The 14,433-nt window shown below is 62.3% G+C and carries 15 protein-coding genes and 1 other RNA gene; 8 read left to right on the forward strand and 8 right to left on the reverse strand.

Going from position 1 to position 14,433, the window contains the following annotated elements:
• Positions 1-16: 16 nt before the first annotated feature.
• Complete coding sequence (gene def, locus AB8A33_RS24000; RefSeq protein ID WP_175368577.1) at positions 17-538, reverse strand: peptide deformylase; 522 nt, start codon at positions 536-538, stop codon at positions 17-19.
• A 232-nt stretch (positions 539-770) separates the two neighbouring features.
• Here def and AB8A33_RS24005 point away from each other — a divergent pair, with 232 nt between their 5' ends.
• Positions 771-1,985, forward strand: coding sequence for a DNA recombination protein RmuC (locus AB8A33_RS24005; protein ID WP_439095039.1), 1,215 nt, complete (start codon positions 771-773; stop codon positions 1,983-1,985).
• Between the two features lie 40 nt (positions 1,986-2,025).
• Positions 2,026-3,393, forward strand: a complete 1,368-nt coding sequence (locus tag AB8A33_RS24010; protein ID WP_439095040.1) for an AmpG family muropeptide MFS transporter — start codon at positions 2,026-2,028, stop codon at positions 3,391-3,393.
• An 11-nt stretch (positions 3,394-3,404) separates the two neighbouring features.
• Here AB8A33_RS24010 and AB8A33_RS24015 read toward each other — a convergent pair whose 3' ends face one another.
• From AB8A33_RS24015 to ffs, 5 genes are all read right to left on the reverse strand, one after another.
• Complete coding sequence (locus AB8A33_RS24015) at positions 3,405-3,851, reverse strand: hypothetical protein (RefSeq protein WP_439095041.1); 447 nt, start codon at positions 3,849-3,851, stop codon at positions 3,405-3,407.
• 16 nt (positions 3,852-3,867) lie between these two features.
• A complete protein-coding gene (recR, locus tag AB8A33_RS24020; protein ID WP_089262818.1) occupies positions 3,868-4,470 on the reverse strand; it encodes a recombination mediator RecR in 603 nt (200 codons plus the stop codon).
• Between the two features lies 1 nt (position 4,471).
• Complete coding sequence (locus AB8A33_RS24025) at positions 4,472-4,792, reverse strand: YbaB/EbfC family nucleoid-associated protein (RefSeq protein ID WP_089262819.1); 321 nt, start codon at positions 4,790-4,792, stop codon at positions 4,472-4,474.
• A gap of 21 nt (positions 4,793-4,813) precedes the next feature.
• Positions 4,814-6,691: a DNA polymerase III subunit gamma/tau gene (locus tag AB8A33_RS24030; protein ID WP_439095042.1), complete on the reverse strand. Its 1,878-nt coding sequence runs from the start codon at positions 6,689-6,691 to the stop codon at positions 4,814-4,816.
• Between the two features lie 170 nt (positions 6,692-6,861).
• Positions 6,862-6,958: signal recognition particle sRNA small type (ffs, locus tag AB8A33_RS24035), an RNA gene on the reverse strand.
• Between the two features lie 180 nt (positions 6,959-7,138).
• Here ffs and AB8A33_RS24040 point away from each other — a divergent pair.
• From AB8A33_RS24040 to AB8A33_RS24065, 6 genes are all read left to right on the forward strand, one after another.
• On the forward strand, positions 7,139-7,561 hold the full coding sequence (locus tag AB8A33_RS24040) for an HIT domain-containing protein (RefSeq protein WP_439095043.1): 423 nt from the start codon (positions 7,139-7,141) through the stop codon (positions 7,559-7,561).
• 5 nt (positions 7,562-7,566) lie between these two features.
• Complete coding sequence (gene nudC / locus AB8A33_RS24045) at positions 7,567-8,505, forward strand: NAD(+) diphosphatase (RefSeq protein WP_439095044.1); 939 nt, start codon at positions 7,567-7,569, stop codon at positions 8,503-8,505.
• Between the two features lie 32 nt (positions 8,506-8,537).
• Positions 8,538-9,470 (forward strand): sugar kinase, encoded by a 933-nt coding sequence (locus AB8A33_RS24050; RefSeq protein ID WP_439095045.1) that lies wholly within the window; start codon positions 8,538-8,540, stop codon positions 9,468-9,470.
• 78 nt (positions 9,471-9,548) lie between these two features.
• Positions 9,549-10,058: an Lrp/AsnC family transcriptional regulator gene (locus tag AB8A33_RS24055; RefSeq protein WP_089262825.1), complete on the forward strand. Its 510-nt coding sequence runs from the start codon at positions 9,549-9,551 to the stop codon at positions 10,056-10,058.
• 145 nt (positions 10,059-10,203) lie between these two features.
• Entirely contained in the window at positions 10,204-11,241 is a 1,038-nt protein-coding gene (locus tag AB8A33_RS24060) for a YeiH family protein (protein WP_439095046.1), read from the forward strand.
• A 10-nt stretch (positions 11,242-11,251) separates the two neighbouring features.
• Complete coding sequence (locus AB8A33_RS24065) at positions 11,252-12,148, forward strand: LysR substrate-binding domain-containing protein (RefSeq protein WP_439095047.1); 897 nt, start codon at positions 11,252-11,254, stop codon at positions 12,146-12,148.
• A gap of 60 nt (positions 12,149-12,208) precedes the next feature.
• Here the strand turns inward: AB8A33_RS24065 and AB8A33_RS24070 are convergent, their stop codons facing one another.
• Positions 12,209-13,708: a phosphomannomutase/phosphoglucomutase gene (locus AB8A33_RS24070; RefSeq protein ID WP_439095048.1), complete on the reverse strand. Its 1,500-nt coding sequence runs from the start codon at positions 13,706-13,708 to the stop codon at positions 12,209-12,211.
• Between the two features lie 143 nt (positions 13,709-13,851).
• On the reverse strand, positions 13,852-14,370 hold the full coding sequence (locus tag AB8A33_RS24075) for a TIGR02281 family clan AA aspartic protease (RefSeq protein ID WP_439095049.1): 519 nt from the start codon (positions 14,368-14,370) through the stop codon (positions 13,852-13,854).
• Positions 14,371-14,433: the final 63 nt, after the last annotated feature.

Consider the following 14,433-nt stretch of genomic DNA (forward strand, 5'->3'; position numbering starts at 1 on the left):
CGCCGGGCGGAGAAACCTACTCCGCGCGCTTGGCGAGCTTGGTAAACTTCTTCAGCACGCGGTCGCGCTTCAGCTTGGAGAGATAGTCGACGAACAGCACGCCATTGAGATGGTCGATCTCGTGCTGAATGCAGGTCGCAAACAGGCCTGAGGCCTCTTCCTCGATGGTCTTGCCGTCGAGGTCCATATAGCGGATACGCACCGTCGCCGGGCGTTCCACTTCCTCGTAATATTCCGGAATCGACAGGCAGCCCTCTTCATAGACCGAGAGCTCTTCCGAGGCCGAGATGACCTCCGGATTGATGAAGACGCGCGGCTTCTTGCCGTCCTCCTCATCGTCCTTCTTGGCGATGTCCATGGTGATCAGCCGAAGCGGAACCGCGATCTGGATCGCCGCTAGCCCGATCCCGGGTGCGTCATACATCGTCTCGAACATGTCGTCGGCGAGCTTGCGCACCTCTGACGTCACCTTCTCGACAGGTTTAGATATCAGCCGCAACTGTTTGTCCGGCAGGATAATGATTTCACGAATGGCCATGTCGGGCGATTTAATCTGCGGGCCGGTCCGGGTCAATCCGCTGGAAAAGCTGGACTTTGAAGGGCGTTAACTCCCCGCTAGCCATGAAGATTAAGGCAAGGTTAACCATGCCGGTTAAGGCCTCGCTAACCACGTTTCTTAAGGATGGGTTAACCAGGAAAGTTCATTATTCGTTAACCATGAACGTTCCCTCTTCGTTCGCGTCACGCCCCGAATCGGCTACAAGGATGGGATGAACGAGATCCTTTTCATGATCGGCGATATGCCGGTCACCGCCGGCGTGGCATTGATGGGCTTCGGCGCGCTGGCGCTGGCCTTGCTGCTCACCATCGCCATCATCATCGCTCGCTCCGGTAGCCGCGGCGCCGCCATGGCCATGGCCCACGCGATCCGCGCTGACGAACTGGAAGAACGCCTCAGCGAAGTGCTGAGGGCGCAGAACGAGGCCACCGGCCGCGTCGACGCCATGGGCCAGGCGCTGGCGGGTCGTCAGGCCGACATGGCACGCGCGGTATCTGAGCGGCTGGATTCGGTGACCCATCGCGTGGGCCAGTCGATGGAACAGACCACCCGTAACACCATGGAAAGCCTGAGCGCGCTGCATGAGCGACTGGGCATTATCGACAACGCGCACAAGAACCTCACCGACCTCACCTCGCAGGTGACGACCTTGCGTGACGTACTTGCCAACAAGCAGTCGCGTGGCGCTTTCGGTCAGGCTCGCATGGAGAGCATCGTCAGGGACGGCATGCCGAGCGGCGCCTATGCGTTCCAGCACACGCTGTCGTCCGGCAAGCGGCCGGATTGCGTGATCTTCCTGCCGGATCAGCGGCCACTCTGCATCGACGCGAAATTCCCGCTAGAGGCAGTCACGGCGCTGCATGACGCGCGCAGCGACGAGGAAAAGAAACATGCTGCGCAACGACTGCGCGCCGACGTGATGAAACATGTCACCGACATCGCCGAAAAATATCTGGTGGCCGGCGAGACGCAGGATACGGCGCTGATGTTCGTGCCGTCAGAATCCGTCTATGCGGAAATCCATGACGGCTTCGACGACATCATTCAGAAGGCCTATCGCGCCCGTGTGGTGCTGGTATCGCCGTCGCTGCTGATGCTGGCGATCCAGGTGATGCAGCAGATCCTGAAGGACGCGCGCATGCGCGACGCTGCCGACCAGATCCGCACCGAGGTACTGAATCTGGGCGACGACCTCACCCGCCTGCGCGATCGCGTGATGAAGCTGCAGACGCATTTCGGACAGGCCAATGAGGACGTCCGCCAGATCCTGATCTCCGCCGACAAGATCGAGAAGCGCGCCGGACGTATCGAGGAACTTGATTTCAGCAAGAGCGAGCCTGCCACCGAGGTCGCCCCGGTCATTGCCAAGACGGCAGCCCCCGACATGTTCGCGCCGCTGCCGCGCAAGATTCAGGCGGGGGAATAGGCCACAGGCCGCTTCCTTCCGAATCTGCTAACCCTTCCCCATGACCAGTGCGCCTGACTCGTCCGAAGCCGCCCTCACCCTGAAGCCCCGTGCCTCCTGGCGTGAGAGCATGGCGGTATACACGCAGCCGCGGGTGCTGATTGTGCTGCTGCTTGGCCTGTCGTCGGGCCTGCCGCTAGCGCTGTCCGGCTCGACGCTGCTGGTGTGGATGCGCGAATCTGGCGTCGATCTCGGTACCATCGGGTTGTTCGCGCTCGTCGGCACGCCCTACACGCTGAAGTTCCTTTGGGCGCCGCTGGTCGATGCGCTGCATGTGCCCTTCTTCACGCGGCAATTCGGTCGCCGCCGCGGCTGGCTGGTATTTTCACAACTGCTGCTGATCGGCGCGATCCTGCTGCTGGCGCTTACCGACCCCGCCCGCTCGCCACTGTTCGTCGCCCTCGGCGCGCTACTGGTCGCAGCGATGTCGTCGACACAGGACATCGTTGTCGATGCGTTTCGTGTGGAGAGCCTGCCGGAAAGCGAACAGGCGGCCGGCATGGCGTCCTATGTCGCGGCCTATCGCATCGGCATGCTGATCTCGACCGCCGGCGTGCTGTTTCTGGTCAGCGCCTTCGAGAGCACGGGCATCGCGCGCTCCACCGCATGGATGTGGGGCTATGTGGCGATGGCTGCGATGGTGCTGATCGGCACGGTCACGGCGCTCGCCGCCACCGAGCCCGAGCAATCAGCGCAGGCCGAAGCCGCGACACGCGGCGAAAGCGCCTTCACGCGCGTGCTGCAGGCCGCAATCGGCGCATTCTCTGAATTCCTGGCCCGCAAGGATGCCTGGGCAGCGCTGGGTTTCGTCGTGCTGTTCAAATTCACCGATGCGTTTTCCGGCACCATGACGGCGCCGTTCGTGATCGATCTCGGCTTCACCCGCAACGATTACGCAGCCATCGTCAAAGGCGTCGGCCTCGCTGCCACGCTGATCGGTGGTTTCGCCGGCGGCTTCGTGGCGCGGCGCTATTCGCTGGCAGCCAGCCTGTGGATCGGCGCCGTGTTGCAGGCGGTGTCCAACCTGGCGTTCTCGTGGCTCGCCATTGTCGGCGTCAATCAATGGGCGCTGGCACTGGCCATCTCGGTCGAAAATTTCACCAGCGCCATCGGCACCGTGATCTTCGTCGCTTACCTCTCTGCACTCTGCAAAAATCCGCTGCACACCGCCACGCAATATGCGTTGCTGACGGCGCTCGCTGCGGTTGGGCGGACCTATCTATCGGCGGGCGCCGGCTACGTCGCGCAAGCGACGGGATGGCCGATGTTCTTCGTCATCAGCGTGGTCGTCGCGGTGCCCAGCCTGATCCTGCTGATCTGGCTGCAGCGCCGCGGACATTTCGAAATGCTGGGGCCGGTGCGGGTTTAACCGAAGCGAACTCAGTTCGGCTTCGATACCACGCTCCACTTCGTCACCAACGCTTCGCTCATCTGGCCTGCCTGTTCGGCGCAGGACACTTCCGACACCTTGAACGCCACTTCCTTGCCGACAAGTTTCTGCAACTGCGTGGCTTGCGCTTCGCTTGCCGCCACGATCTCGAAGGTCTCGGGGCCGGTCTCGAGATTGCATAGACCGGCGGGGGCCGGCAGCCGGCGGGGCTCGCTGACCACTTGATACACGTTGGTGCGCTTGCCCTTGGCGTCGCGGCTGCGCATGGCATTGAGCTGCCCAGTCAGCACGTCGCCGATCTTCATCGTTTTTGGTGCCACCGGTGCGGCTGGCGCAGCCGGCGTTTCCGTCGCACCGCTCGCAGCCGTCGCAAACAGACCGGCCGCGCAAATTGCAACGGCCCAGGTCGGCAAAGCCTTCAAGTCGAATCGTGTCATCAATGCTCTTCCAGTCTTAAAACAGCGTCCGCTGCCGCATCGCGGCCGACAGCGTGCCTTCGTCGAGATAATCGAGTTCACCGCCAACCGGCACGCCGTGGGCCAGCCGCGTGACTTTCACATTCGCCTCTTGCAGGAGGTCAGTGATGTAATGTGCGGTGGTTTGCCCATCCACCGTCGCATTCAGCGCCAGGATGATTTCGCTTACCTCTGAATCATGCGCACGGGACACCAATGCGTCGATGGTCAGATCCTGCGGGCCGACGCCGTCGAGCGGCGACAGCGTTGCACCCAATACATGATACTTGCCCGTCGTCGCATGGGCGCGTTCGAGCGCCCACAAGTCCGCGACATCGGCGACCACGACAATTGTCGAGGGATCGCGGCGCGGGTCAGTGCAGATCGTGCAGGGATTCTGCGTGTCGATATTGCTGCAGACCTTGCAGACCTGAATACGGTCGATCGCGACCTGCAAGGCACCGGCCAGCGGCGTCATCAGCGCCTCGCGCTTCTTGATCAGATGCAGCGCGGCACGCCGGGCCGAGCGCGGGCCAAGCCCGGGCAGCCGCGCCAGCAGTTGAATCAGGCGCTCGATTTCCGGACCGGCCGTGGACGCCATATCAGGTAAGGCCCATCCCCGGCGGCAGACCGAGGCCGCCGGTCAGCGCCTGCATCTTCTCTTGCATCGCAGCTTCCGCCTTGCGGCGCGCATCACCGAGCGCTGTGACCAGCAGATCCTCAAGGATCTCAACTTCGTCGGCTTTGACCAGCGACGGATCGATCTTCACGGCCTTCACTTCGGTCTTCGCGGTCATCCGCACGGACACGAGGCCGCCGCCGGAGATGCCTTCGACCTCGACATGGTCGAGCTCGTCCTGCATCGCCTTCATCTTCGATTGCAGCTGCGCTGCCTGTTTCATCATGCCGAGAAAATCAGCCATGAGCTTTCCTTCGCAATTCGATTAATCGTCGTCGTTGAGACCGTCGGACGCATCGTCGCTGATCAGGTCACTGTCACTACCGCTAAATTCCGGCGGCTCGGGAGCGATGACACGCACCTCGACTTTCGCACGAGGGAACCGCGCCAATACTTCCTTCACCCGCGGGTCGGCTTCCGCCGCGCGCTGGCGCTCGTTCTTCTGCTCGAGCTGCTGCTCACGCAACGTCGCCTGGCCCTGTTCGTTGGACACGATCACGGCCCAGCGCCGGCCCGTCCATTGTTCAAGCTTGCGCGAGAGATCGTTGATCAGCGTGCGCGACGCGGTGCGCTCCATCGCCAACTCAAGCCGCCCGTCCTCGATCTTGATCAGGCGTACATCGGCTTCAAGCGCACCGCGCACCATCAGGTCGCGCTTCTCGCCGGCCAATGCCACAAGTTCGGGGAATGTCGAAATCTTCAGCACCTGCGCTGGCTGCGCATCCGTCATGCCGACCTGCGGCCGCGGCGATGGCTCGGCCCCGCCGCGCTGCATGGTCGGGCCACGCGATACGCCCGCTGACATCGTCGGCATGGCGGACGGCATCTGCGCTGACGGCAAGGATGCCGACGGAGGGGATGATGGCGCGGCACGGCCTCCACCATTCGTTGGAATCATCGGCGACGTCCCGCCATTCTGGTCAAGCATCCGGATCGCTTCATCCGGCGTCGGCAGATCGGCGACGTAAGCAATGCGTACCAGCACCATCTCGGCGGCAGCGGCGGGACGTGTTGCGCCCTGCACTTCAGTGATGCCCTTGAGCAGCATCTGCCACATCCGCGACAGCACCCGCATCGACAGCTTCGAGGCGAAATCGCGTGCACGCAGACGTTCGGTCTCGCCAAACGCGACATTGTCGGCGGTCGCCGGCACGATCTTCACGCGAGTGACGAAATTGACGAATTCAGCGAGATCGCTCAGCACCACGATCGGGTCGGCACCGACGTCGTACTGCTCGCGAAACTCGCGGAAGGCACTGGCGATGTCGCCGCGCGCCAGCGAATCGAACAGGTCGATCACCCGCGTACGATCGGCGAGGCCGAGCATCTGCCGGACCGCATCGGCACGGACCGTGCCTGCGGCATGCGCGATGGCCTGATCGAACAGTGACAGCGAATCGCGCACCGAGCCTTCGGCGGCGCGGGCGATAATGCCCAGCGCTTCCGGCTCGACTTCGACATTCTCTTTGCCCGCGATGTTCGAGAGGTGCTTCATCAGCACATCGGCATCTACGCGGCGCAGGTCGAAGCGCTGGCAGCGCGACAGCACCGTCACAGGGACTTTACGAATTTCGGTAGTGGCGAACACGAACTTGGCGTGTTCCGGCGGCTCTTCCAGCGTCTTCAGGAATGCGTTGAAGGCGGCGGTCGACAGCATGTGGACTTCGTCGATGATGTAGACCTTGTAGCGTGCGCTGGAGGGCGCATAGCGCACGCTGTCATTGATCTGGCGGACATCGTCGACGCCAGTGTGGCTCGCGGCGTCCATTTCAAGAATGTCGATATGCCGGCTTTCCATGATCGCCTGACAGTGGATGCCGGGTGTCGGCATGTGGATGGTCGGACCTTTCACCGATCCATCCGCCATCTCGTAATTCAACGCGCGCGCCAGAATGCGCGCCGTCGTGGTCTTACCGACCCCGCGGACGCCGGTGAGAATCCAGGCCTGCGGAATGCGGCCGGTCTCGAACGCGTTGGAGACGGTACGGACCAGCGCTTCCTGGCCGATCAGATCGTCGAAACTGCCGGGGCGATATTTTCGCGCAAGCACGCGATAAGGCGTGGCGGCTGCAGGCGCCCGGGCAACCCCCATATCGAAACCGGTCTGGTGATCATCGGGAGGGGACGTGCCAGCGTCGGTCATCGAGGAATCCGCAATGTGTTGTCTCGTAAAGCCGGCTTGCGGAACATCTGGCGCATCATAGGCGGAACGGGACACAGGTTCCGGCCTTCGATGCTGCCTCACTCATCGAACAAGGCCCCCACCGAGCAAACGACCCGTGTGCAGGACGCTGAATTTGCTCGATAAAACAAGTAGGAGACTGACGAGCGACCCGATCCGGATCTCGTTAGGGCTGCTTCCTTCCGGACCTGACCCGATTGGCGAGTGGCTCGTCCACCGCCAATCTCCCGGTGCTTATTTGGGGCCAAAATGGTCGGAAAGCAAGCGCGGCGGATGCCGCAAGTCGGCCGCAAGATTTGCGCAGGAAAGTCGCAAGAAAACGTGGTCCAGACGCGCAAAACCGGCCATGACGGAGGTTGTCTGCGCAGCCACTTCCTGCGACGCTGCGCGCCTTAATTGAGAGTCCGAATGGCCCCCTCTGATTCCTGGTCGCTGCACGAGCAGCTGCAACAAGACACCATCGATATCGGCGACCTGCCCCTCAGTCGCGTGCTGGTGGTGAAAGACGCGCACTACCCCTGGCTGATGCTGGTGCCGCGCCGCGCCGACACGACCGAGATCATCGATCTTGACGAGGTCGCGCAGGGCCAGTTGATGACCGAGATCAACCGTGTCGGCCGCGCGCTCAAAGAAATCACCAAATGCGACAAGCTTAATGTCGCGGCGCTCGGCAACATGGTGCCGCAGTTGCACGTCCACATCATCGCCCGCCGCAAGACCGATGCCGCCTGGCCGCGGCCGATCTGGGGCGTGATGCCGCCACTCGCCCATGACGCCGCCGAAGTGCAGCGCTTTATCTCAGAACTCCGCCGCAAGATCTGGCTCGGTTGACCATCATGACAAGCACCATGTTTCCGCTCGGTAATCCGGCCTTCGTCTCCAACACGCTCGATCGCGCCGCGCATCTGCGCTTCAGCGACGAGAAATTGTTCGCGCTGGAGGGCAAAAGCTCCTCGCGCGCTTATGTGATCTATCGCGACTCGCTGGTCATGAAGAAGGATGGCGATGCCCAGCGCGCGCTGCTAACCATCGACGAGGCGCTGAAATTCGGCGCTAATCCCGGCACCGTCTTTCTCGGCCTGCGTGATGGCGATGCCGTATTCGGCATGGGCATCGGCGCACCCGCAGTGGAAAAGCTGCTGACCCGCGACGATGTCGTTGTCAGCGAACTCCGCGGCATGGCCATGCAGGGCGTGGTGCCGCCGGAGCAGCTTTCGGCGGTTGCACAGGCCAAGTCGCTCGTCTCCTGGCATCAGCGCCACGGGTTTTGCGCCAATTGCGGCGCCAAGTCGTCGATGGCCGAAGGCGGCTGGAAGCGCGTCTGCCCGAGCTGCAAGACCGAGCACTTTCCACGCACCGATCCGGTCGTCATCATGCTGGTGGAGAAGGGCGACAAGTGCCTGCTCGGCCGCCAGAAGCAGTTCGCGCCGGGCATGTATTCGTGCCTCGCCGGTTTCGTCGAAGCGGCCGAGACCATCGAGGACGCGGTGAAGCGCGAGATTTTCGAGGAAGCCGGCATCCGCTGCACCGACGTCACCTATTACATGACGCAGCCCTGGCCCTACCCATCATCCCTGATGATCGGCTGCTCGGCCCGCGCCATCAGCGACGAGATTACCGTCGACAAAATGGAACTTGAGGACGCCCGGTGGTTTGACCGTGACGAGGCGATGCTGATGTGGAAACGCGAACACCCCGACGGGCTCGCGGGACCACATCCGTTCGCCATCGCGCATCATCTGCTCGGTCGCTGGCTGCATCCCGACCAAGCCTGACCTGCACGTCTGACTTTACGGGGGAGTTTCTCATGAGTGCCAAGCCTGTCCACGTATTGTGTATCGGCCTGCCGGTTCGCGACCTCACCTTTGCCGTCGAATCCGTCCCCGGGCGTGGCCAGAAATTCCCTTCCCAGCGTTTCGCCCAGATCATCGGCGGCAACGCGCTCAACGCCGCCATCGGCGTCAGCCGGCTGGGCGGCCGGGCGTCGATGACCGGACCGATGGGCGACAAGAACGAGACCGCCGACCAGTTTCTGTTCGACGATCTTGCCAAGGAAGGCATCGACTCCGCGCATCTGGTGCATATGCCGGGTCTGGTGACACCGATCTCGGCCGTCATGATCGACCCTTCGGGTGAGCGCACCATCGTCACCTTCCGCGATCCCGAACTCTGGAAGGTGAAGTTGCCCGACCACGACGTGCTGCTGAAGGACAGCAGCGCCATCCTGGTCGAGAGCCGCTGCGCGGGCTTTGCCACCGAGCTTTGCATCGAGGCGCGCCATCGCGGCATTCCCGTGGTGGTCGATATCGATAGCACGCTGTCACAGCGCGAGGGCCTGCTGACCGCTTCCTCGCACCTGATCTTCTCGGACGACGCGCTGCAATCGACCGCCGGGATCACCGACAATCTCAAGGCGCTGCAGAAGATGGCGACGCTGACCTCGTCCTTCCTCGCCGTCACCCGCGGCCCGCGCGGCACACTGTGGCTCGACGAGCAGGGACATCCGAAGGAAACCCCGGCCTTCCCCGTTCACACCGTGGACACCCTCGGCGCCGGCGACATTTTCCATGGCGCCTTCGCGCTGGAATTCGCGGGCGGCAAGTCGGTACCGGAGGCGCTGCGCTTCGCCTCCGCCGCCGCGGCCCTGAAATGCACCCGCTATGGCGGTGCTTTTGCCTGCCCGCAACGTGCTGAAGTCGAACAGCTTTTGAGGGAATCCAGGGTCGGCGCCCTTAGCTGAGGCCGCGCAGGGCTTGCTTTGGAAGAATGTTCTATATATGAGGTTACATGACCCCATAATTAGAACAAAGTTCTTCCCATGACCGATGTCGCCGACCAGCCCCTTGAATCCACCCGCCGCCTCGATGCGATCGATCGCAAGATCCTGACGGTGCTCCAGGAAGACGCCTCGCTATCGGTGGCCGAGATCGGCGACCGCGTGGGGCTTTCGTCGACACCGTGCTGGAAGCGCATCCAGCGCCTTGAGGCCGATGGCGTGATCCTCCGCCGGGTGGCGCTGGTCGATCAGAACAAGATCGGCCTGGGTATCTCGGTGTTTGTCTCGGTGGAGAGCGGCGACCATTCCGACGCCTGGCTGAAGAAATTCGCCGATGCCGTCAGCGCCATGCCGGAAGTCATGGAATTTTACCGGATGGCCGGCGACGTCGACTACATGCTGCGCGTGGTCGTGGCCGACATGCAGAGCTACGACATCTTCTACAAGAAGCTGATCAGTGCCGTGGCGCTAAAGAACGTCACCTCCCGCTTCGCCATGGAGAAAATCAAGTCGGTCACGGCGCTGCCAGTGCCACCCATGCCGGCTGCTTGAGTAATGGCGTGCTGTCGTCGCCCAGTCCGAGCGGGCGACGGCGTCGAGACAGATCAATCATATATTTCGATTGAAGCAACAATAACGATCAATTAGATTTATTGATCGAACGGCATGAGGATGTGGCCAAACCGGAGTTTGGCCCATGACCGTTCTTGCCGAAGATGCGAACCGCACCAGCCCGCTTGCTGCTCGCAACCTCCCGCTTCTTCCCGGGTTGGCGCTCACCGGCGCAATCGCCGGCGCCGCATTCGCCTTGCGTGAAATCCCCTATGTCGGCTTCGCCAGTCCGATGATCCTGGCCATCGGCATCGGTATCGCGATCCAGAACACTTCCGGCACGCCGGCTGCAGCCAAAGCCGGCATCACCTTCTCCATGCGCAGCATCCTGCGCTTCGCCATCATCCTGCTCGGCCTACAGCTCACCGCGGCGCAATTGCTGGAGGTTGGCGCCGTCGGCTTTGCGGTGATCGCGGCAACGCTCGTTGCAACCTTCGTCTTCACCACCTGGCTCGGCCGCACCATGGGCATCGACCGCCAGCTTGTCGAACTGATTGCCGCCGGCACATCGATCTGCGGCGCCTCCGCCGTGATCGCGACCAACACCGTGACCCGCGCGTCCGATGAGGATGTCGCCTACGCGGTCGCCTGCGTCACCATCTTTGGCTCGATCGCCATGTTCGTCTATCCGCTACTCGGTAGCGTGCTGCAGCTCGACCCGCATCATTTCGGGCTGTGGGCCGGCGCATCGATCCACGAGATCGCGCAGGTGGTCGCGGCCACCTTCCAGCAGAGCCGCGACGCCGGCGAATTCGGCACCGTCGCGAAACTCGCGCGCGTGATGATGCTGGCACCGGTGGTGATTACACTTGGCCTGCTGACGACACGGCGCGCACGCGCCATCGGCGCGGAATCCGGCAGCGCCAAGGTGCCGATGCCGTGGTTCGCCTTCGGCTTCGTGGCGATGGTGATCCTGAATAGCCTCGTTGACGCGCCACATGCAGCTATGAGCCTGATCATTCCGATCACGACCTTCCTGCTAACCATGGCGCTCGCCGCAATGGGGCTGGAAACCAATATCCAGAAGCTGCGCGCCAAGGGCCTGCGCCCACTGCTACTCGGCGCCGCAGCCTTCCTCTTCATTGCCAGCTTCAGCCTTGCGCTGGTCACACTCACTACCTGACGGAGATCACATGACGCTCGAACAGCTCCGGATCTTCGTCGCCGTCGCCGAACACGAGCACATGACGCGGGCTGCCGAGAGTCTGCATCTCACCCAATCCGCCACCAGCGCCGCCATTGCGGCGCTCGAGGCGCGCTATGCGACGCAACTGTTTCACCGTGTCGGCCGCCGCATCGAGTTGACCGAGATTGGCCGCGCCTTTCTGATCGAAGCTCGGGCCGTGCTGGCACGTTCCGCCGCCGCGACGACCGTGCTCACCGATATGGCCGGCATGACGCGTGGCTCCCTTGCGCTTGCCGCGAGCCAGACCGTCGGCAACTATTTTCTCCCACCAATCATGGCACGCTACCGCCAGCGCTTCCCCGGCATCGACCTCAGCCTGCGCATCGGAAATACCGAACAGGTGGCGGACTGGGTGCGCGATGGCGAGGTCGATCTCGGCATCGTTGAAGGCGCGATTGACGACCCGGCACTCGCGACCCAGCCCGTGGGCGACGACGAGCTCGTGCTGGTGGTCGGCCGATCGCATCCATGGGCGAAGCAACACACTGTCGTGCCGGGTCAGTTCGCCGAGACAGACTGGGTGCTGCGTGAAGCCGGCTCCGGCACGCGCGCCATCGCGCAATCGGTGCTGGACCAATCAGGCATCGCGCCTGACCACGTTCGCGTTGCCATGGAGCTGCCATCGAACGAAGCCGTCTGCGCGGCCGTCGTGGCTGGCGCTGGTGCGAGCATTATCTCACGCCTGGTTGCCGCCGCCTTGATCGGCAGCGGCGATCTCATCGCCATCAAGGCCTCGCTGCCGACACGGCGTTTCATCCAGCTGCGCCACAAGGAGCGCTATGTGACGCAGGCGGCAAGGGAGATGTCGGAGATGATTGCAGCGGATCAGGCAGCCAGACCGTAGCTCTGCACGATTTTCCACCAACTGTCATCGCCCGGCTTAACCGGACAATGACAGGAGAAATTAGATCGTCTGATTATACGCGCCGACTTCCGGATGCGTCCGCAGCACCACGTTCATGGCTTCGAACATGTCGTGCATCCGCGCTTCGGAGACCGGGCTTTCGACCACGACCACCAGCTCCGGCTTGTTGGACGATGCGCGCACCAGGCCCCAGCTGCCGTCCTCGCAGGTGACGCGCACGCCGTTGACGGTCACGAGATCGCGGATCGCTTGTCCGGCAACCTTGTCGCCTTTCTTCTGCGCATCCTCGAAATGCTTCACCACCGCAGCGACGACGCCATACTTGGTCTCATCCGCGCAATGGGGCGACATGGTCGGCGAGGACCAGGTTTTCGGCAGTGCTTCCTTCAGATCGGCCATGGTCTTGCCCGGGGCGCGGTCCATCATCTCGCAGATCGCAATCGCCGACACGAGGCCGTCGTCATAACCGCGGCCCACCGGCGCATTGAAGAAGAAGTGACCGGACTTTTCAAAGCCGGCGAGCGCCTTCAGCTCATTGGTGCGGCGCTTCATGTAGGAATGGCCGGTTTTCCAATAGGTCGTCTTGGCATTCTGCTTCTGCAGCACCGGATCGGTCACGAACAGGCCAGTCGATTTCACATCGACCACGAAAGTCGCATCCTTGTGAACCGCGGACATATCGCGCGCGAGCATCACGCCGACCTTGTCGGCGAAGATTTCCTCGCCGGTGTTGTCGACGACGCCGCAGCGATCGCCATCACCATCGAAACCGAGACCGACATCGGCCTTGTGTTCGAGCACCGCATCGCGGATCGCGTGCAGCATCTCCATGTCTTCCGGATTCGGATTGTATTTCGGGAAGGTGTGATCGAGCTCGGTATCGAGCGGGATCACCTCGCAGCCGATCGCTTCCATCACTTGCGGCGCGAAAGCACCAGCGGTGCCGTTGCCGCAGGCCACGACGACCTTCAGCTTGCGCTTCAGCTTCGGACGGTTGGTGAGATCGGCGATATAGCGCGCCGGATAATTCTCGTGGAATTGATAGGAGCCGCCAGCCTTGTTCTTGAACTCGGCATTGAGCACGATTTCCCTCAGCCGGGTCATCTCGTCCGGACCGAAGGTCAGCGGCTTGCTGGCGCCCATCTTCACACCGGTCCAGCCATTGTCGTTATGCGAGGCCGTCACCATGGCGACACAGGGCACATCGAGATCGAACTGCGCGAAATAGGCCATCGGCGTTACCGCAAGACCGATATCATGGACCTTACAGCCGGCGGCCATCAGGCCCGTCATCAGCGCGTATTTGATCGAGGCGGAGTAACCGCGGAAATCGTGTCCGGTGACGATTTCCTGCTTCTGGCCGAGTTCTGCAATCAGCGCACCGAGCCCCATGCCCAGCGCCTGAATGCCCATCAGGTTGATTTCCTTGCCGAACAGCCAGCGCGCGTCATATTCGCGAAAACCCGTGGCCTTTACCATCGGCTCGGATTCGTAAGCGTAGGTATTCGGCACGAGCAAGGGCTTCGGCTTCGGAAACATCACGGGACCTCGCATCTATTGGGATCAATCTCGAATGCGCAGGCTTAGCCTTTGCGCACGTCTGTGGGAAGACGTGCGGGCATTCAAGGATGCGAGTTTGTTTAGAATTGGGCTGCGGCGTAAATGCCGTGGGATATGAGGTACTACTGTTCGAGTACCATCCGGCCATTTGCATATTCGAAGCGTTTCAACTTCGAGAGAAACGACAGGCCGAGCAGATTCTCGGAAAGTGCCTCATCGGGCAGCACCATCGCATCGACATCACGCACGGTGAGTTCACCGACCTGCACCATGGCGATTCGCGCGCGTGCTGCCTTCAGCGTTCCATTCGCCGTTGTCACCGTGGCGTTATAATCGGCACGCGAGGGACGCAGGCCAAATCGCGCCGCCGACTTTTCATTCAATGCGATGACGGACGCGCCAGTATCGACCATGAAGCCGATGCGCTGGCCATCGATATTAGCTTCAGTCTGGAAGTGACCGCGCGCATCGCGCGCAATCGACAGGCTGCGGACACCGGCCTTTGCATTGCCCTGTGTGGTGGGTGCGGCGGATGACGCCTTCGCCATGGCCGGCGTCGTCGCCGTCATCTTGTCGGCCATCTGCGCCATCACGGTGCCCAGACCGATCAGGATCGCCGCGAAGAACATGATACTACGCATACGCAACCTCACTGAACGCAATCAGGGGAACCGCGAGTTCATCACACGGGCTCACCACCGTCC

The organism is Tardiphaga sp. 813_E8_N1_3, from assembly GCF_051811025.1.
Classification (GTDB): domain Bacteria; phylum Pseudomonadota; class Alphaproteobacteria; order Rhizobiales; family Xanthobacteraceae; genus Tardiphaga.